The organism is Klebsiella sp. NPDC088457, from assembly GCF_044900465.1.
In the GTDB taxonomy this organism is placed as follows: Bacteria; Pseudomonadota; Gammaproteobacteria; order Enterobacterales; family Enterobacteriaceae; genus Klebsiella.
Map to the genome: position 1 here is coordinate 126,743 of NZ_JBJDNH010000008.1, position 18,131 is coordinate 144,873.

At 56.9% G+C, this 18,131-nt stretch carries 13 protein-coding genes and 1 pseudogene; 6 read left to right on the forward strand and 8 right to left on the reverse strand.

What is annotated here, in order from left to right; all coding sequences use genetic code 11:
• Positions 1-29 precede the first annotated feature (29 nt).
• From pqiC to rlmKL, 5 genes are read right to left on the reverse strand one after another with little or no spacing between them, the layout of a single operon-like run.
• A complete protein-coding gene (pqiC, locus tag ACI2JR_RS07435; protein WP_132727458.1) occupies positions 30-593 on the reverse strand; it encodes a membrane integrity-associated transporter subunit PqiC in 564 nt (187 codons plus the stop codon).
• Positions 593-2,230, reverse strand: coding sequence for an intermembrane transport protein PqiB (gene pqiB / locus ACI2JR_RS07440; RefSeq protein ID WP_462478238.1), 1,638 nt, complete (start codon positions 2,228-2,230; stop codon positions 593-595). Before pqiB ends, pqiC begins: the two co-directional genes overlap by 1 nt.
• Positions 2,220-3,488, reverse strand: coding sequence for a membrane integrity-associated transporter subunit PqiA (gene pqiA, locus ACI2JR_RS07445; protein ID WP_462478239.1), 1,269 nt, complete (start codon positions 3,486-3,488; stop codon positions 2,220-2,222). The genes pqiB and pqiA overlap by 11 nt, the downstream gene beginning before the upstream one ends.
• Positions 3,489-3,502: 14 nt before the next feature.
• Positions 3,503-5,410, reverse strand: a complete 1,908-nt coding sequence (locus ACI2JR_RS07450) for an ABC transporter ATP-binding protein (protein ID WP_462478240.1) — start codon at positions 5,408-5,410, stop codon at positions 3,503-3,505.
• 12 nt (positions 5,411-5,422) lie between these two features.
• Positions 5,423-7,528, reverse strand: a complete 2,106-nt coding sequence (rlmKL, locus tag ACI2JR_RS07455; protein WP_132727470.1) for a bifunctional 23S rRNA (guanine(2069)-N(7))-methyltransferase RlmK/23S rRNA (guanine(2445)-N(2))-methyltransferase RlmL — start codon at positions 7,526-7,528, stop codon at positions 5,423-5,425.
• A gap of 98 nt (positions 7,529-7,626) precedes the next feature.
• Here rlmKL and ACI2JR_RS07460 point away from each other — a divergent pair, with 98 nt between their 5' ends.
• Positions 7,627-8,736: a YcbX family protein gene (locus tag ACI2JR_RS07460; protein WP_132727473.1), complete on the forward strand. Its 1,110-nt coding sequence runs from the start codon at positions 7,627-7,629 to the stop codon at positions 8,734-8,736.
• Between the two features lie 16 nt (positions 8,737-8,752).
• On the opposite strand, the gene zapC is transcribed toward ACI2JR_RS07460, so the two are convergent.
• A complete protein-coding gene (gene zapC / locus ACI2JR_RS07465) occupies positions 8,753-9,295 on the reverse strand; it encodes a cell division protein ZapC (RefSeq protein ID WP_132728122.1) in 543 nt (180 codons plus the stop codon).
• 166 nt (positions 9,296-9,461) lie between these two features.
• Positions 9,462-10,472 carry a quinone-dependent dihydroorotate dehydrogenase gene (gene pyrD, locus ACI2JR_RS07470; protein WP_462478241.1) on the reverse strand — a complete coding sequence of 337 codons (1,011 nt, stop codon included), beginning with the start codon at positions 10,470-10,472 and terminating at the stop codon, positions 9,462-9,464.
• A 252-nt stretch (positions 10,473-10,724) separates the two neighbouring features.
• On the opposite strand from pyrD, the gene ssuE reads away from it, so the two are divergent.
• The 5 genes and pseudogenes from ssuE to ssuB all read left to right on the forward strand — a co-directional run bounded on the left by ssuE (position 10,725) and on the right by ssuB (position 14,969).
• Positions 10,725-11,300, forward strand: a complete 576-nt coding sequence (gene ssuE / locus ACI2JR_RS07475) for an NADPH-dependent FMN reductase (RefSeq protein ID WP_132727478.1) — start codon at positions 10,725-10,727, stop codon at positions 11,298-11,300.
• Positions 11,293-12,292: pseudogene (locus ACI2JR_RS07480) on the forward strand (sulfonate ABC transporter substrate-binding protein). The gene ssuE and the pseudogene ACI2JR_RS07480 overlap by 8 nt, the downstream one beginning before the upstream one ends.
• Positions 12,252-13,397 carry an FMNH2-dependent alkanesulfonate monooxygenase gene (ssuD, locus tag ACI2JR_RS07485; protein ID WP_132727483.1) on the forward strand — a complete coding sequence of 382 codons (1,146 nt, stop codon included), beginning with the start codon at positions 12,252-12,254 and terminating at the stop codon, positions 13,395-13,397. Before ACI2JR_RS07480 ends, ssuD begins: the two are co-directional and overlap by 41 nt.
• 10 nt (positions 13,398-13,407) lie before the next feature.
• The gene (gene ssuC, locus ACI2JR_RS07490; RefSeq protein ID WP_132727486.1) at positions 13,408-14,199 is read left to right on the forward strand and encodes an aliphatic sulfonate ABC transporter permease SsuC; all 792 of its coding nucleotides are present in this window, start codon (positions 13,408-13,410) and stop codon (positions 14,197-14,199) included.
• Positions 14,196-14,969 (forward strand): aliphatic sulfonates ABC transporter ATP-binding protein, encoded by a 774-nt coding sequence (gene ssuB / locus ACI2JR_RS07495; protein ID WP_132727489.1) that lies wholly within the window; start codon positions 14,196-14,198, stop codon positions 14,967-14,969. Before ssuC ends, ssuB begins: the two co-directional genes overlap by 4 nt.
• 51 nt (positions 14,970-15,020) lie before the next feature.
• On the opposite strand, the gene pepN is transcribed toward ssuB, so the two are convergent.
• Entirely contained in the window at positions 15,021-17,636 is a 2,616-nt protein-coding gene (gene pepN / locus ACI2JR_RS07500) for an aminopeptidase N (protein WP_132727492.1), read from the reverse strand.
• Positions 17,637-18,131 lie beyond the last annotated feature (495 nt).

An 18,131-nucleotide genomic window follows, 5' to 3' on the forward strand; every position in this document is an offset into this window, starting at 1 on the left:
CCGCGGCTGTTAATTTTCATTCATTTTACTTATGGCAGACGGTTCAGCTCGCTGGCAATCGCGGTCGCTTCCTGAGCCCAGGCCTGAGCCATGGTCTTCACCATCGCATCATAACCGTCCTGCTGCTGCTTAAGCTCAATATTGAACGGGCGCTTAATCAGCTGGCCCCGATGCTTCAGCAGCCACTCCCCGCTGACGATGACCCGCCCATCGTAACGGCCATGGAAACCGTTCACCGCGACGTTGAGCGTATCCTGGTCGTTGCCCAGAGGCTGCGATGCGACCACCCAGCCCGGCAGCTGGTTGCTCAAATTCGCCACCAGCGTGGTGCGTAGCTGCTGATCGAGCGGACTGGCCCACAGGTTATTATTGGCAATGACGTACTGCACGTCCGTGGTTTGATAAACCACGCCGTTGCCCGCCAGATAATCCGGGATGCTCACCTGCTCAACCCACAGCAGCTTGTTGCTCTGGTGGGCGGCGCTTTGCGCGCCGCTCTGGGCAACGGGCAGCTGATAGTAGGTTTTACTCTCCCCACCGCTGCTGCACGCCGTTAACGCACACACCGCTGCCGCCACTAACCATTTTTTCATTATTTCGCTCCCTTCGGCTGAGGATCTTTTTTATCCCTGGCCTCAAATACCAGCGCATTGCTCTTATCATTGAGCGTTTTCAGTACCGGCTGCAGTTCGCGAAGAACCTGATCCAGTCGCTGCATATCCGCCACCATCTTGTTGTATGCCGCAGAGCCCGGCTGGAAGCCCTGCATACTGCGGTTCAGCTCACGCAGCGTATTTTGCATATCGCCCGGCAGCTGCTGCATAGACTGGCTTGAAGTTATCTTGTTCAGGCTATCCAGCGTCGCTTGCACATGCTGCATCGTTTTTTCGCTCTGCGCCAGAGTACTGGTCGCCTGTTCCAGCAGCGGGTTGATCGGCAGATTGTTAATCTTATCCAGCGCATCCATCAGGCGCTGCTGAATCTGCGCCAGGCCACCGCTGACCGTTGGGATGATCGGATAAGATCCAAACTCACGAATCTGGCCGCGCGGAGGCGCTTTCGGATAGAAGTCGAGATCGATATACAACGCCCCGGTCACCAGGTTACCTGTTTTCAGGGATCCCCGCAGGCCGCGGTTGATCAGATCGTCGATATGAGAAGGAATATCCGGGTTGCTGCCAAGCTGGTTAATCAACCGTCCAGGTTCAATACGCACCTCTACCGGAATGCGATAGTCATCATTCAGGCGCTGATTCAGTCCAGGTATAAAGAAGGGCACTTTACCGACGGTCCCTAAACGTATGCCGCGGAATTCCACGGGCGCGCCCGGCTGCAGGCCGCGGATAGAATCTTTAAAGAACATCACGTAATCAACGTGCTGCGTAAAGACAGAATCCTGAATACTCTTCTGATCGTCGAACAGGTGGTAGCCCGTTTTGTCCGCTACCGGCTCGCCCAGCTCCAGCCCTTCCGGAACATCAAAGCTGACGCCGCCGCCAAACAGGGTGGCCAGTGAGCCCATCTCCACGCGCATCCCCGCCGAGGTCAGATCGACCGCGATACCGCTATCCTTCCAGAAGCGAACGTTGGAGGTGACCAGACGATCGTTTGGCGCATTGATAAACAGCTGATAGGTGATGCTGCGCTTTTGCGCATCGAAGGTGCTGGTTTCAACCGAGCCAACGCGATAGCCGCGGAAGAGCACCGGATCGCCAGGAGAGAGCTGGCCGGCTTTACTGCTTTCCAGCAGAATGCGGATCCCTTTCGCATCCGGTGAAGCCAGCGGCGGAGAATCCAGCAGCGGATACCTGGCGGGTTCCCCCCCTTTCGAACCCGGCTGCAGCTCAATATAGGCCCCGGACAACAAGGTTCCGAGCCCGCTGATCCCTTCACGTCCCACCTGCGGTTTAACGACCCAGAACACGGAATCGTCGTGCAGCAGCTTCTTCATACCGGAGTTAAGACGGGCTTTAACCTCAACGTGCGTCAGATCGTCCGTCAGGGTAGCGCTTTCCACCACGCCAACGTCGACGCTACGGCTTTTAATCCGGGTTTTACCACCTTCAATCCCTTCAGCATTGGTGGTGATCAGCGTCACCTCCGGCCCCTGATGGCTGTAGTGATAAAAAAGAATCCACGCGCCGATAAGCACAGTGACGATGGGGAAGATCCATACCGGTGACCAGTTCTTCACCTTTTGCACTTTTGCTTCTCCGCTCTTATTTTCCATGCTGCTGCATTTCCTCATGGCTTGAATCTGGTTCACGGTCCCACAACAAACGAGGGTCAAAGGTCATGGCTGAGAACATTGTCATGACAACAACGAGCGCAAACATCACCGCCCCTATCGCAGGATAGATACTCATCAACCCTCCCATGCGCACCAGCGCCGAGAGTACAGCGATGACAAAAACATCAATCATTGACCAGCGGCCAACAAACTCCACGACTTCATAAATCAGATGCATGCGTTCCGGGTCGCGCTGACCATTACCGTTGGAGTTCCAGCACAGCCAGCCAATCGCGAGCATTTTCAGCGTCGGCACCATAATACTGGCGATAAATATCACCAGCGCCACCGGATACGACCCTTCACTCCACAGCAGGATCACCCCGGCCATGATCGTGGAGGGCATTTTATCGCCCAGCAAATCAGTAATCATGATCGGCATGATATTAGCAGGGAGATAAAGAATGCATGAAGTCAACAGCAGCGCCAGCGTCCACTGCAGACTGTGTTTGCGGCGCGCCGTCCCTTTGGTCTGGCAACGCGGACAAACGGCCTCATCAATCGCTAAAACGGCGGTGCAGCATGAACATGAGCGCAGGCCCTGATGGATCCCCGGCATGCCAATCCGCAGCGGCGGTTTAATCGCCGGCATCGGCGCAATATCGTCCCATAACCAGCGCCTGTCCACGCACTGCAGCGCGCGCAGCTGGAGCAGGCAGAACAAACACCAGGGCGCGAAACTCAGGCCGACGCCGATATCGCCATACGCCATCAGCTTGACGAAGCTCACCAGTACCCCGGCGAGAAAAATTTCCGCCATGCCCCAGGTTTTGAGATGGAACAGAATGCGCGCCAAAAATGCCTTCACTCCCCGCGGCATATGGACACGATTGACCAACAGCAGAATCGTCACCAGGCAAAACGTCGGTACCAGCTGCACAAAGAGCAAAAAGAAGGTTCCGAGGCTGGCGTAATTCTCGCTGAACAGAACGTCCGGGATCTCCAGCAGCTTGATTTCGCTGCTGATGCCGCTGACGTTCATGTTGACAAACGGGAACAGGTTCGCCAGCAGCAGCATAAACAGCGCCACCAGCGCATAGGCGGTGGGACGCTGCCGGGGCGCGTCCCATGACGTTGTCAGCGTTGTCCCGCAACGCGGACACGCGGCTTTCTGGCGATGCTCCAGCTGCGGCAAAGCCACCAGCAAATCACATTGTGGGCACAGAATATGCCGCGCAGCATGATGATGATCGCACATGAAAACTCCTCAGCTTATGCGCCGTTTTTTAATCCTTCAAGATATTCCCAGCGTTCAAAGGCGGTTTCCAGCGCCTGTTCCGCTTCGGCCAGCTGCGCCAGCACCTGCTGCGTATGATCATGGGACTGGCCAAAGAAAGCAGGATCGGCAACCTGCTCCTGCAGCGTCTGCAGTTGAGCTTCCAGTTCTTCCAGCCGCTGTGGCAGCTGCTCCAGTTCGCGCTGCAGGTTATAGCTTAGTTTGCCAGGCGCTCGTTTGACACTTTCTGCTTTCGGTTGAGCGACTTCGACACTTTTTTTCGCCACCGCTTGTTTTTGCGCCAACGACTGCGACTGCTGCCCGCGGGCATCGTGATAGCCGCCGACATATTGACCAATGCGCCCTTCGCCTTCGAAGATCCAGCATTCGGTCACGGTGTTATCCACAAACTGCCGATCGTGGCTGACCAGCATGACGCTGCCCTGATAGCCATCGATGAGCTCTTCCAGCAGTTCGAGGGTTTCAACATCCAGATCGTTGGTCGGTTCATCGAGAATCAACAGGTTGCTTGGCTTAAGGAACAGGCGCGCCAGCAGCAGTCGGTTACGCTCTCCGCCGGATAGCACGCGCACCGGCGTCATCGCCCGTTTCGGATGGAACAGGAAGTCCTGTAAATAGCCCAGCACATGGCGCGGCTTACCGTTGACCAGCACTTCCTGCTTGCCTTCGGCCAGGTTATCCATCACCGTTTTATCAGGATCCAACTCGGCGCGATGCTGATCGAAGTAGGCCACTTCCAGCTTCGTGCCGACATGAACCCGTCCACTGTCCGCCTGCAGCTGGCCCAGCATCAGTTTCAACAGCGTGGTTTTGCCGCAGCCGTTAGGGCCAATCAGCGCAATCTTGTCGCCGCGCTGAATCTGCGCGGAGAAGTCTTTAACCAGTACTTTACCGCCAACCTGGTAGTCAACGTTCTCCATTTCGAAGACGATTTTACCCGAGCGCGCCGCCTCTTCCACCTGCATTTTCGCGCTACCCATCACTTCACGGCGTTCGCCACGTTCGCGACGCATTGCCTTCAGGGCGCGAACGCGGCCTTCGTTACGGGTACGCCGCGCTTTTATACCCTGGCGGATCCAGACTTCTTCCTGCGCCAGCTTGCGGTCAAACTCGGCATTTTGCAGCTCTTCCACGCGCAGGGCTTCTTCCTTCTCCAGCAGATACTGGTCGTAGTTGCCTGGATAGGTCACCAGCTTACCGCGATCGAGATCGACGATCCGCGTCGCCATGTTGCGAATAAAGGAACGGTCGTGCGAGATGAAAATAATGGTGCCTTTGAAGGTCTTGAGGAAACCTTCCAGCCAGTCGATAGTTTCGATATCCAGGTGGTTGGTCGGCTCATCCAGCAGCAGCACGCGCGGGCCGCTGACCAGCGCGCGGCCAAGGGCGGCTTTACGCAGCCAGCCGCCGGACAGCGACGCCAGCTCGGCGTTGGCATCCAGACCCAGCTGTTCGAGAACTTCGTTAATGCGGTTTTCCAGCTGCCACAGTCCCAGGTTATCCAGCAGATCCTGCAGGCGCGCCAGCTCATTTAAATTTTTGCTGCTCGGGTCGGTCATCACCAGGCGCGAGACATCGTGATAGCCCTTCAGATAGGCCGCCTGCTCTTCAATCCCTTCCGCAACAAAGTCGTATACGGTGCCGGCGATATTTCGCGGCGGATCCTGCTGCAAACGGGCAACCACCAGATCCTGTTCATAAATAATACGCCCGTCGTCAAGACCCTGCTCACGGTTGAGGATCTTCATCAGCGTGGATTTACCCGCGCCATTACGCCCGACCAGACAGACGCGTTCGTTATCTTCGATATGCAACTCGGCATTATCCAGCAGCGGAGAATCGCTGAAGGAGAGCCAGGCACCATGCATACTAATTAATGACATTCTTTATTCCTTTCAGGCTGCGGTAATCAGCCAGCAGTTGTGAATCTGACGGTTACGGGCAAAATCCTGAGACAGCGTTTTTTGCGTAATTTCCTGCGCCTGCAGCCCCAGTTGCGCCAGCCCGTCATGATCCATACGGAAACCGCGTTTGTTGTTCGAGAACATAATCGTGCCACCTTTGCGCAGCAGACGTTTGAGATCCGTCATCAGACGCAGGTGATCGCGCTGTACGTCAAAGGCATCTTCCATGCGCTTCGAGTTAGAGAAGGTCGGCGGATCGATAAAGATCAGATCAAACTGTTCGGTACTCTCGCGCAGCCAGCCCAGCACGTCAGCCTGCATCAGACGATGCGCGCGCCCGGTCAAACCGTTGAGGCGCAGGTTACGCTCGGCCCATTCGAGATAGGTCCGGGACATATCCACGGTGGTGGTGGAACGCGCCCCGCCGAGGCCGGCGTGTACGCTGGCGCTGCCGGTATAGGCGAAAAGGTTAAGGAAATCTTTCCCTTTACTCATCTGGCCTAGCATGCGGCGCGCGATACGGTGATCGAGGAACAGGCCGGTATCCAGATAGTCGGTCAGGTTGACCCACAGACGCGCGTTATATTCCTGTACTTCAAGGAAATCGCCCTTCTCGGCCATTTTCTGGTACTGATTTTTGCCTTTCTGCCGCTCGCGGGTTTTCAGCACCAGCTTGTTCGGCGCAATGCCGAGTACGGAGATAGTCGCCGCAATAATATCAAACAGACGCTGACGCGCCTTATGCGCATCGACCGTTTTCGGCGGCGCATACTCCTGGACGACCACCCACTCGCCGTAGCGATCGATGGCGACGTTATATTCCGGGAGATCGGCATCGTACAGGCGATAGCATTCAATCCCTTCCTGACGCGCCCATTTTTCAAATTTTTTCAGATTTTTGCGCAGCCGGTTAGCGAAATCCTCCGCCAGCGATACCGCACCACCGCCTTCGTTTTCCGCAAGGTGGTAGTTCTTCTGCACGCAGTCCAGCGGGCCGTTTTTCGCTTTAAACTGTTTGTCCGCACGCAGCTGCAGGCAGCTCAGCAGTTCCGGAGAGGCGCTGAACAGCGACAGGTTCCAGCCGCCAAACTGGCTTTTCATCGTCCGGCCAAGTAGGCTATGCAGCGCGATCAGCGCCGGCTCGCTTTCCAGACGCTCACCATACGGCGGGTTGCTGATTACGGTACCGTAAGGGCCTTTCGGCAGCGGATTGCTGAGCTGGGCGACATCTTTTGCTTCAAATGCGATCAGCTCGCCGACGCCGGCGCGACGGGCGTTGCTGCGCGCGCGTTCAATCACGCGGGCATCAACGTCGGAGCCATAGAAGCGCGATTCATACCCCGCCAGCCCTTTACGGGCGCGGGTTTGCGCTTCGGCTTTCACCTCTTTCCACACCGCCTCATCGTGCTGCAGCCAGCCGTTAAAGCCCCAGTGCCCGCGATGCAGGCCCGGTGCGCGATCGGTCGCCAGCATCGCGGCTTCGATTAGCAAGGTACCGGAACCGCACATTGGATCGAGCAGTGGCGTCCCGGGAACCCAGCCAGAACGCGTGACAATCGCCGAGGCGAGCGTTTCTTTGATCGGCGCCATACCGGTGCCATCGCGGTAACCGCGCAGGTGCAGACCTTCGCCGCTGAGATCCAACGAGATGTGCGCCGTCTCTTTATTCAGCCAGACGTTAATCCGCAGATCGGGATGTTCGCGATCGACGTTGGGACGCGGCAGGTTTTTGCGCGTAAAGCTATCGACGATCGCATCTTTGACCTTTAACGCCCCGTACTGGCTGTTACGTATTTCCTCGTTCAGCCCGCTAAAATGCACGGCGAAAGTGGCGTCGGGGGTGAAAATCTCCGTCCATGGAATGGCCTGAACGCCAAGGTAAAGATCCAGGTCGCTATACACGCTACACTGACCGAGCGGCAGCATGATGCGCGAAGCCAGTCGGCTCCACATCAGGCTTTGATACAGCAGGCGCGTATCTCCCTGAAAATGGACCCCGCCCTGGACTACCTGGCAGTCCATCGCGCCAAGTGCTTCCAGTTCAGTTTTTAACAGCTCTTCAAGGCCACGAGCCGTACTGGCAAACAGAGAATTCATATCGTCACTTTTACTAAAAGAAAATTGTTGCGCATTATAGCCAATATGCGCCCTATGTCATAAAGTTAAAGGCTTATTTTTAAGCCCAGAGGCTGCGCATGATAACGCTATCGCGACTTTTTATTCACCCTGTCAAATCCATGCGAGGAATTGGCCTGACGCACGCGTTTGCCGATATCAGCGGCCTGGCTTTCGATCGCGCGTTTATGGTGACGGAAACCGATGGCACCTTTATTACCGCCCGTCAGTTCCCCCAGATGGTGAAGTTTACCCCCGCGCCGCTGCATGATGGGATTCACCTGACGGCGGTCGACGGCAGCAGCGCGATCGTGCGTTTCAGCGATTTTGCCCCGCAGGGCGAGCCTACCGAAGTGTGGGGTAACCACTTTACCGCCCTGATCGCCCCCCCGGCGATCAACCAATGGCTCAGCGCTTTCTTCAACCGCGACGTTCAGCTCCGCTGGCTGGGGCCGCAGCTCACCCGCCGGGTTAAGCGCCATGATGCCGTTCCTCTCACCTTCGCGGATGGTTTCCCCTACCTGCTGACCAATGAAGCCTCGCTGCGCGATCTGCAAAACCGTTGCCCGGCCGGCGTGCGCATGGAACAGTTTCGCCCCAATCTGGTAGTGACCGGCGCCGCGGCCTGGGAAGAAGACACCTGGAAAGTGATTCGCATCGGCGAGGTCGTTTTTGACGTCGCGAAGCCCTGCAGCCGCTGCGTGCTAACCACCGTCAGTCCGGAGCGCGGACAAAAACACCCTTCCGGCGAACCGTTAGCCACGCTGCAACGCTTCCGGACCGCGCTGGATAACGGCGATGTCGATTTCGGCCAGAATCTGATTGCCCGTAACAGCGGCGTGGTGCGCGCTGGCGATGAAGTGGAAATCCTGACCCGCGGTCCGGCCAGGGCCTATGGCGCAGGCGATAGCGACGATACGCTGGCGCTGACCCCGCAGCAGAGTACCACCGTCGACATCGAATGGCAGGGGCAGCATTTTAAGGGAAACAACCAGCAGGTGCTGCTGGAGCAGCTGGAACAACAGGGTATACGTATTGCCTATTCCTGCCGGGCGGGCATCTGCGGCAGCTGCCGGATTCGTCTGGAGGAAGGTGAAGTCAGCCCGCTGAAGAAGAACGCACAGGCCTCGGATGGCACGATTCTGTGCTGTAGCTGCGTGCCGAAAACCGCCTTACGGCTGGCGCCTTGAGCGCGGAAGCGTGTTTCTAAACCGCCTGACCCAGGCTGTAGCTGGCCACGCCCGGTGCCGGCTGCAGTCTGTCGTTCATGATTTTAATCACATCCCCCAGCTGCATCGTTCGTCCGGCGAGCGTCAGCCCCGGTTGCGCCAGCAGGCACAGCGCGGCATTTTCACCCGGCTCCACCACCAGCAGATTGACCTGCTGCCCGGTGTCGCTCAACCAGGCGCTGGCGGCATCGCCGCTGCCCGGCTGCCAGCACTCAGCGTGGGTGGTGAAATGCCAGCTTTTCGGCATCTGCGGTTTCAGAAAACGAATCGCTACCAGCGCATTAAGGACTAATTCCGCACGCTGCTCTTTAGATAATTCTATATCGCGGCATTTTTCTTCAAATGAGAAATAAAGAGCAGCATCGTCGACACAAAACCCGGACGGTGAAAAAGCATCAGGCGTTAACATCCGACGCGCGAAACGCGAACGGAACAACATACCATTGGCCAGATCGAGCATCATACGATCGTGCTCTTCATCGTAATACCAACGCCAGTTATCGTCAGGTTTAATTCGCATTGTTCCCCCGTCCTCTTTCACTTCCGTCTGTAATGCCATGACATCCTGCAACAGAATAATTCCAAAATTAAGAAAAGACTAAAATGTCTAAATAAGCAACAATGAAGGAATATAAAACAACCAGGGCCGGAAATAAAGCCCTGGGGGGTATCAGAGGGGGAAAAGATTAGATATGGGTAACAATTTCTTTAATCAGCGGGGGGCCTTTAAAAATAAATCCGGAATAAATCTGCAGCAGACTGGCGCCGGCAGCCATCTTTTCCCGAGCCGCAATCACCGAGTCAATCCCGCCAACGCCGATAATCGGCAAGCGACCATTTAATTCCATCGCCAGCATACGGATAATTTCCGTACTCTTTAATTGCAATGGACGACCGCTAAGACCACCGGTTTCATCACAGAATTTCATCCCCTGCACCAGCGAACGATCCAGAGTGGTGTTGGTGGCGATGACGCCATCAATATTATGCCGGACTAAACTATCGGCCACCTGGATCAATTCCTCAGGAGAAAGATCCGGCGCGATCTTCACCGCCACAGGAACATATTTCTGATGCTTCTGCTGCAGCTCAAGTTGCTTATTTTTAATCGCGGAGAGTAAATCATCGAGGGCCTCACCGTATTGCAGGGTACGCAGCCCCGGCGTATTCGGCGAAGAGATATTAATGGCGATATAACCGGCGTAGGGATAGACTTTTTCCATACAAATCAGATAATCATCTTTACCCTGCTCAACCGGGGTATCTTTATTTTTGCCGATATTAATCCCGAGAATACCGTCAAAATGCGCCTTTTTTACGTTCTCAACCAGGTTATCAACACCGTGGTTATTAAAGCCCATGCGGTTGATCAAACCCTCGGCATCCACCAGACGGAAGATCCTTGGCTTATCATTACCCGGCTGCGGGCGCGGCGTCACGGTACCAATCTCAATTGACCCAAAGCCCATGGCGCCAAGCGCATCAATACACTCGCCATTCTTATCCAGCCCGGCGGCCAGACCCAGCGGATTCTTAAACGTGAGTCCCATACAGGTGACCGGTTTAGACGGCACCTTCTGGCGGACCAGCATTTCCAGCGGCGTACCTGATACACGGCGTAATTGTTGAAAGGTTACTTCATGAGCGCGCTCAGGATCGAGCTGAAAAAGAGCTTTACGAACGAAGGGGTAGTACATGAACTCTCCTGGATTCCCGGTGTGCAAACCGGGGGCGTATTATGTTCGATCGACGACGGAAAGGGAATTGACCTGCGACAAAAAATGTCACATCCAGCGCAAACGTTTACTTTTCACGCCCGCGTTATGCAAATTCTGACAAAACAAGGGTGGAAAAATCATTTAGGGAAATAAATCGGCTCTGTCACACTGCCATCAAATGTTATCAATTATAGATAAATGCAAACATTTGGTTATAAGGAGAGAGAGAAAATGCGTGTCATTACACTAGCAGGTAGCCCACGCTACCCTTCCCGTTCCAGCGCGCTTCTGGAATATGCCAGAGAGACGCTCTCCGCCGCTGATGTTGAAGTCTGCCACTGGCATTTGCAGAATTTTGCCCCGGAAGACCTTCTTTATGCCCGTTTCGATAACCCGGCGCTGCATACCCTGAACGAACAGCTGGCGGGCGCCGATGGGCTGATTATCGCCACCCCGGTCTATAAAGCCTCATTTTCCGGCGCGCTGAAGACGCTGCTCGACCTGCTCCCGGAACGGGCGCTGGAAGGTAAAATCGTCTTACCGCTGGCCACCGGCGGCACCATCGCACATATGCTGGCGGTAGATTATGCGCTGAAACCGGTGCTCAATGCCCTGAAAGCCCAGGAGATCCTCCACGGCGTCTTTGCCGATGACAGCCAGGTAACCGACTATCAGCACAAGCCGCAGTTCACGCCTAACCTGCAAGGACGCCTCGATCTGGCGCTGGAGACCTTCTGGCAGGCGCTGCACCGTCCGAGCAGCCGTGCTCCCGCGCTGAACACGATTCGCGGGGTGGAACATGCTTAATCCCCTGCGTGCCCTGGCACTTGGCGGGTTGCTGACGCTCTCCGCCCTGGGCCATGCGGCAGAATCCGCGCCGGACGCGCTGCGCATCGGCTACCAAAAAGGGGGCGTCAGTATGGTGCTGGCTAAAAGTTACCAGCTGCTGGAAAAACGCTACCCGAACACCAAAATTTCCTGGGTGGAGTTTCCCGCTGGCCCCCAGATGCTCGAGGCATTAAACGTCGGCAGTATTGACCTCGGCAGTGCTGGCGATATACCGCCCATTTTCGCTCAGGCCGCCGGGGCCGATCTGCTCTACGTCGGCGCCGAGCCGCCGAAGCCGAAAGCAGAGGTGATTCTGGTGGCGGAAAACAGCCCGATCAAAAACGTGGCTGAGTTAAAAGGACGTAAGGTGGCCTTCCAGAAAGGCTCCAGTTCACACAATCTGCTGCTGCGCGCGCTGCAGCAGGCGGGCCTGACATTCAGCGATATTCAGCCGGTCTATCTCGCCCCTGCCGACGCCCGCGCCGCGTTCCAACAGGGCAATGTCGATGCCTGGGCTATCTGGGATCCGTACTATTCCGCGGCCCTGCAGCAAAGTCGCGCCCGGGTGCTGAAGGATGGCACCGACCTGAAACAAACCGGCTCTTTCTATCTGGCTTCTCGCCCCTACGCCGAGAAAAACGGTGCCTTTATTACCGGCGTGCTCGAGACCTTCAGCCAGGCCGACGCCCTGACGCAGAGCCAGCGCCCGCAAAGCATTGCCCTGCTGGCAAAAATCATGGGCCTGCCTGAAGCGGTGATCGCCAGCTATCTGGACCATCGCCCGCCCACCATCATTACGCCGGTCAGCGCCGAAACGGCAGCCCGCCAGCAGCAAACCGCCGACCTGTTTTACGAGAACAAGCTGGTACCAAAAAAAGTCGATATCCGCGACCGCATCTGGCATCCCGCAACCGCACAAGGAGCGAAATCATGAGTCTGAATATGTTCTGGTTTTTACCGACCCACGGTGATGGTCGCTATCTTGGTACGGAAGAAGGCGCTCGCCCGGTCGACCACGGCTACCTGCAACAGATCGCGCAAACCGCCGATCGTCTCGGTTTTACCGGTGTCCTGATCCCGACCGGGCGCTCCTGTGAAGATGCGTGGCTGGTGGCCGCCTCGATGATTCCGGTCACCCAGCGTCTGAAGTTCCTCGTCGCCCTGCGCCCAAGCGTGATGTCACCCACGGTCGCCGCACGCCAGGCCGCCACCCTCGACCGCCTGTCCAACGGTCGGGCGTTGTTTAATCTGGTGACCGGCAGCGATCCGCAGGAGCTCGCCGGCGACGGCGTATTCCTCGACCATACCGAACGCTACGAAGCCTCATCTGAATTTACCCATATCTGGCGCCGCCTGATGGAAGGCGAAACGGTCACCTTCCACGGTAAACACCAGCGCGTACGCGGCGCGAAGCTGTTATTCCCGCCGCTGCAGCAGCCGCGCCCCCCGCTCTACTTCGGCGGTTCTTCCGAAGTGGCGCAGGATCTCGCCGCTGAGCAGGTTGATTTATACCTTACCTGGGGGGAGCCTCCGGCCCAGGTGGCGGAAAAAATCGCCCAGGTCCGTGAAAAAGCGGCCCGGCTTGGCCGCCAGGTACGCTTCGGCATTCGTCTGCATGTCATTGTCAGAGAAACCAATGAAGAGGCCTGGCAAGCGGCGGAGAGTCTTATTTCTCATCTTGATGATGAGACCATTGCCCGGGCGCAGGCTGCCTTTGCGCAAACCGATTCGGTGGGGCAACACCGGATGGCGGCTCTGCATAATGGCCAGCGCGACAAGCTCGAAATCAGCCCCAATCTGTGGGCCGGCGTGGGGTTAGCGCGCGGTGGCGCGGGTACCGCGCTGGTGGGCGATGCGGCCACCGTGGCCGAACGCATCAACGAATATGCCGCCCTCGGTATTGATAGCTTTATCTTTTCCGGCTATCCGCATCTTGAAGAGGCTTATCGCGTCGGGGAGCTGCTGTTCCCCCTGCTAGATGTCAATATTCCGTCGATCCCGCAGCCGCATAGCCTGCGTCAGCAGGGCGAAGCGGTGGCGAATGAATTTATCCCGCGTAAAGCGGCGCAGAGTTAAGGAGCAGGTCATGGCAACATCGGCGCAAAAACTGCTGCTGCGGGTCGCTCCCTGGCTTCTGCCGGTAGGGACCGTCATCGTCTGGCAAATCGCCTCTTCGGTAGGCTGGCTATCGACCCGTATTCTCCCCTCTCCGGAGGGGGTACTGAAAGCCTTCTGGACGCTCTCCGCCAGCGGAGAGCTGTGGCAACACCTGGCTATCAGCTCATGGCGCGCGCTGTTGGGCTTCGCTATCGGCGGTTCCATCGGGCTGGTGCTGGGCCTGATTAGCGGCCTGTCACGCTGGGGGGAACGCCTGCTGGATACCTCGATTCAGATGCTGCGTAACGTCCCGCATCTGGCGTTGATTCCGCTGGTTATTTTATGGTTCGGCATCGATGAAAGCGCCAAAATCTTCCTCGTCGCGCTGGGGACCATGTTCCCGATCTACATCAATACCTGGCACGGCATCCGTAATATCGATCGCGGGCTGGTGGAGATGGCGCGTAGCTATGGCCTGTCCGGCTTCGCCTTATTCCGCCACGTCATTCTGCCCGGCGCCCTGCCCTCGATTATGGTCGGCATCCGCTTTGCGCTTGGTCTGATGTGGCTAACGCTGATCGTGGCCGAAACCATCTCCGCCAACGCCGGGATCGGCTATCTGGCGATGAATGCGCGGGAATTTCTGCAAACCGATGTGGTGGTGGTAGCCATCATTCTCTACGCCATTCTTGGCAAACTGGCCGACTTCAGCGCCCAGCTACTGGAACGCGTCTGGCTTCGCTGGAACCCGGCTTATCACCTTCAGGAGGCCAACGCATGACCACTGCCCGTCTGAACCCAGGGATCCCGCTGTTGCTGAACGGCGTGACCAAACGCTACGGCGAGAACACCATTCTTAATGAGCTGGACCTGCATATTCCTACCGGGCAGTTTGTCGCGGTAGTCGGGCGCAGCGGCGGCGGTAAAAGCACCCTGCTGCGGCTGCTGGCCGGGCTGGAAAAACCTAACGGCGGCGAGCTGCTGGCGGGTGCGACGCCGCTGGCGCAGATCCAGGACGATACCCGCATGATGTTTCAGGACTCACGGCTGCTGCCGTGGAAAACGGTCATCGATAACGTCGGACTTGGGCTAAAAGGCTCATGGCGCGAGGCCGCGCTCCAGGCGCTGGCCAGCGTTGGCCTCGAAAGCCGCGCGGGAGACTGGCCGGCGGCGCTCTCCGGCGGGCAGAAACAGCGGGTGGCGCTGGCTCGCGCGTTGATTCACCGCCCGGGCCTGCTGCTGCTGGATGAACCGCTGGGCGCGCTGGATGCCCTTACCCGCCTGGAAATGCAGGATCTGATCGTTTCCCTGTGGCAGGAGCACGGTTTTACCGTACTGCTGGTGACCCACGACGTGAGCGAAGCGGTGGCGATGGCCGACCGGGTGCTGTTAATTGAAGAAGGCAAGATTGGACTGGATTTAGTCGTCGATATCCCACGACCGCGCCGTACCGGGTCAGCCAGACTGGCTGAGCTGGAAGCGGAAGTGCTGAACCGGGTGATGAAACGCGGCAAGAATGAACCTGCGCCGCGCTTGTTTAGTCACGGTTAAACGCCCGATTCCGGGCTACGGATCCTGCGATCGGTAGCCCGGATAAGGCATTTACGCTAACGCTTTACTGATTTTCTCGAACAGATCCCCGGAGAGATTCTCCAGACCTTTCAACTGCTCCAGCGCCGCGCGCATCAGCGCCTGACGTTTGGCGTCATAGCGTTTCAGACGAATCAACGGCTCAATCAGGCGCGAGGCCACCTGTGGATTACGGCTGTTGAGCTCGGTCAGCATCTCCACCAGGAACTGATACCCGCTGCCATCTTCGGCGTGGAATGCCGCCGGGTTGCTGCCGGCAAACGCGCCAATCAGCGAACGCACGCGGTTCGGATTGCTGATGCTGAACGAACGGTGGTTCAGCAGGCCGCGCACCGTTTCCAGCGCATTATCCGCCGGGCTGGTGGCCTGCAGGATGAACCATTTGTCCATGACCAGGCCGTCCTGGTGCCATTTATCGTCATATTCCTGCATCAGGGCATCGCGGCAAGGCAGCTGCGCGGCGACCGCCGCTGACAGCGCGGCCAGCGCGTCGGTCATGTTGTCGGCCTGCTGATACTGGGCGACGACCAGCTTATCCGCCAGTTCAGCATCACCAAACGCCAGATAGCGCAGGCAGGTATTACGCAGTGAACGTTTGCCGATATCGCCATGCTCCACGCGATAGCTCGCCAGCTTATTGGCGTGGTAAACCGCGAGGAACTCGTCCGCCAGCTCTTTCGCAAGCGTGCGGGTCAACGCTTCGCGTACCGCCACAATGGCGATCGGGTCGATGATGGCAAACAGCTCGGCGATTTCGCTCGCGGAAGGCAGCGTCAGAATTTCGGCCGCCAGCGCCGGATCGATCTTCTCATCCAGCAGGATCGCGCGGAACGCATCGGCGACGTGAATCGGCAGCGACAGCGGTTGCCCTTGCTGATGGCGGTTAACGTTCAGTTTGATGTAGGTCGCCAGCAGACTCTGCGCGGCATCCCAGCGGGAGAAGTCGTTGCGCGCATGGCGCATCAGGAACGTCAGCTGCTGGTCGCTCCACTTATACTCCAGCTTCACCGGTGCGGAGAATTCGCAAAGCAGCGCCGGTACCGGCTGGAAGTAGACATTGTCAAAGACGAAAGTCTGTTCGGCCTGGGTCACGTTCAGCACGTGATGGACCGGATGCCCCCCTTTCTGCAGCGGGATCGCCTTGCCTTCGTTATCATACAGTTCGATATCGAACGGAATATGCAGCGGCAGCTTCTCCTGCTGCTCGGCGGTCGGCGGCGTATGCTGGCTGATGGTAAGCGTGTACTGTTCCGTTTCCGGGTTATAGTCATCATGAACGCTGACCACCGGCGTACCGGACTGGCTGTACCAGCGACGGAAATGGGACAGGTCGACATTGGAAGCATCTTCCATCGCCTGGACGAAATCGTCGCAGGTCGCGGCGCTGCCGTCATGCCGTTCAAAGTACAGCTGCATCCCTTTCTGGAAGTTGGCTTCCCCTAACAGGGTGTGCAGCATACGGATCACTTCCGCGCCTTTTTCATACACCGTCAGGGTATAGAAGTTATTCATCTCAATGACCATATCCGGGCGAATCGGATGGGCCATCGGGCTGGCGTCTTCGGCGAACTGCAGGCCGCGCATGGTGCGCACGTTGTTAATGCGGTTGACCGCACGCGAGCCAAGGTCAGAGCTGAACTCCTGATCGCGGAAGACGGTCAGCCCTTCTTTCAGGCTCAGCTGGAACCAGTCGCGGCAGGTGACGCGGTTGCCGGTCCAGTTGTGGAAATATTCGTGGCCGATCACCCGCTCAATATCGAGATAATCTTTATCGGTTGCGGTATCGGTGCGCGCCAGAACGTATTTGGAGTTAAAGACGTTCAGCCCCTTATTCTCCATCGCCCCCATATTAAAGAAGTCGACGGCGACAATCATATAGATGTCGAGATCGTACTCGAGACCAAAACGGGTTTCGTCCCATTTCATCGAGTTTTTGAGGGAGGTCATCGCCCACGGCGCGCGATCGAGGTTGCCGCGATCGACGAACAGCTCCAGCGCCACTTCACGCCCGGAACGGGTTTTGAAGGTATCGCGCAGCACGTCGAAGTCACCGGCCACCAGCGCAAACAGATAGCATGGTTTCGGGAACGGGTCCTGCCACTGGATCCAGTGCCGGCCGTTTTCCAGTTCGCCCTGCGCCACGCGGTTGCCGTTGGAGAGCAGGTAGGGATATTTCGTTTTATCGGCAATAATTTTGGTGGTAAAACGCGCCAGCACGTCCGGGCGATCCAGATACCAGGTAATATGACGGAAGCCTTCCGCCTCGCACTGGGTACACAGCGCTTCGCCGGACTGGTACAGCCCTTCCAGCGCGGTATTGGCCGCCGGGCTGATTTCATTGACGATCGTCAGGGTGAAATGTTCCGGCAATCCAGCGATCACCAGTTGGTTATTTTCTTCTTTATAGTTGCTCCACGGCTGGCCATCGACCTGCAGGGAGACCAACGTCAGGTCTTCGCCATCCAGACGCAATGGCACATCAGACGCAGCCGCGTGACGGGAGACTTTGCTCTCAGCCGTGACAACGGTTTTCGCGGCATCCAGGTCAAAGGTCAAATCGATATCGCTAATCAGATAATCCGGCGCACGGTAATCGTGGCGGTATTTGGCTTGGGGCTGTTGTGTCATAAAAAACCTTTAGCATGTTCCATAAAGTGTCGAACCCAGTCTATTCCTGTTGTGTAGATCGCGCTATGCAGAATCTTCATCTTTTCAACGTCAAACACGAAAATTGCTACATATTGATAATATAAGAGCGTAGTTTCTATTAACATCCAAGGTCGCCCAAGAGCGCATTCATAAACAACAGGTTATGGCCTTGATGGATACATGGTTACTAAGTTCGCCCTCGTTCGCCCTCATTTTATGCCCCATGCATGCCCCATTCCTTTTGCGAGCATCCTTCCAGAACCAAACTCCTCAAGTTTAACCCCCTCAAAATGCAAGGTATCCTGCATTACGTAAAGATGAAATTTAGGTGCGCACCATTTTTCAAACTTACACAGGTGATTCATCCTGTAACATGTTGATGATGTTATGCGTCAGCACCCCGCACACCTCGACATCATCCAGCGCCTCTCCCTCGATCGCTTCCCCGTCTGCCGTTATCAGCGCACCACCCAT

Coding starts and splice junctions, on each gene's coding strand:
- pqiC (WP_132727458.1), bottom strand. CDS start 593: ATGAAAAAATGGTTAGTGGCGGCAGCGGTGTGTGCGTTAACGGCGTGC.
- pqiB (WP_462478238.1), bottom strand. CDS start 2,230: ATGGAAAATAAGAGCGGAGAAGCAAAAGTGCAAAAGGTGAAGAACTGG.
- pqiA (WP_462478239.1), bottom strand. CDS start 3,488: ATGTGCGATCATCATCATGCTGCGCGGCATATTCTGTGCCCACAATGT.
- ACI2JR_RS07450 (WP_462478240.1), bottom strand. CDS start 5,410: ATGTCATTAATTAGTATGCATGGTGCCTGGCTCTCCTTCAGCGATTCT.
- rlmKL (WP_132727470.1), bottom strand. CDS start 7,528: ATGAATTCTCTGTTTGCCAGTACGGCTCGTGGCCTTGAAGAGCTGTTA.
- ACI2JR_RS07460 (WP_132727473.1), top strand. CDS start 7,627: ATGATAACGCTATCGCGACTTTTTATTCACCCTGTCAAATCCATGCGA.
- zapC (WP_132728122.1), bottom strand. CDS start 9,295: ATGCGAATTAAACCTGACGATAACTGGCGTTGGTATTACGATGAAGAG.
- pyrD (WP_462478241.1), bottom strand. CDS start 10,472: ATGTACTACCCCTTCGTTCGTAAAGCTCTTTTTCAGCTCGATCCTGAG.
- ssuE (WP_132727478.1), top strand. CDS start 10,725: ATGCGTGTCATTACACTAGCAGGTAGCCCACGCTACCCTTCCCGTTCC.
- ssuD (WP_132727483.1), top strand. CDS start 12,252: ATGAGTCTGAATATGTTCTGGTTTTTACCGACCCACGGTGATGGTCGC.
- ssuC (WP_132727486.1), top strand. CDS start 13,408: ATGGCAACATCGGCGCAAAAACTGCTGCTGCGGGTCGCTCCCTGGCTT.
- ssuB (WP_132727489.1), top strand. CDS start 14,196: ATGACCACTGCCCGTCTGAACCCAGGGATCCCGCTGTTGCTGAACGGC.
- pepN (WP_132727492.1), bottom strand. CDS start 17,636: ATGACACAACAGCCCCAAGCCAAATACCGCCACGATTACCGTGCGCCG.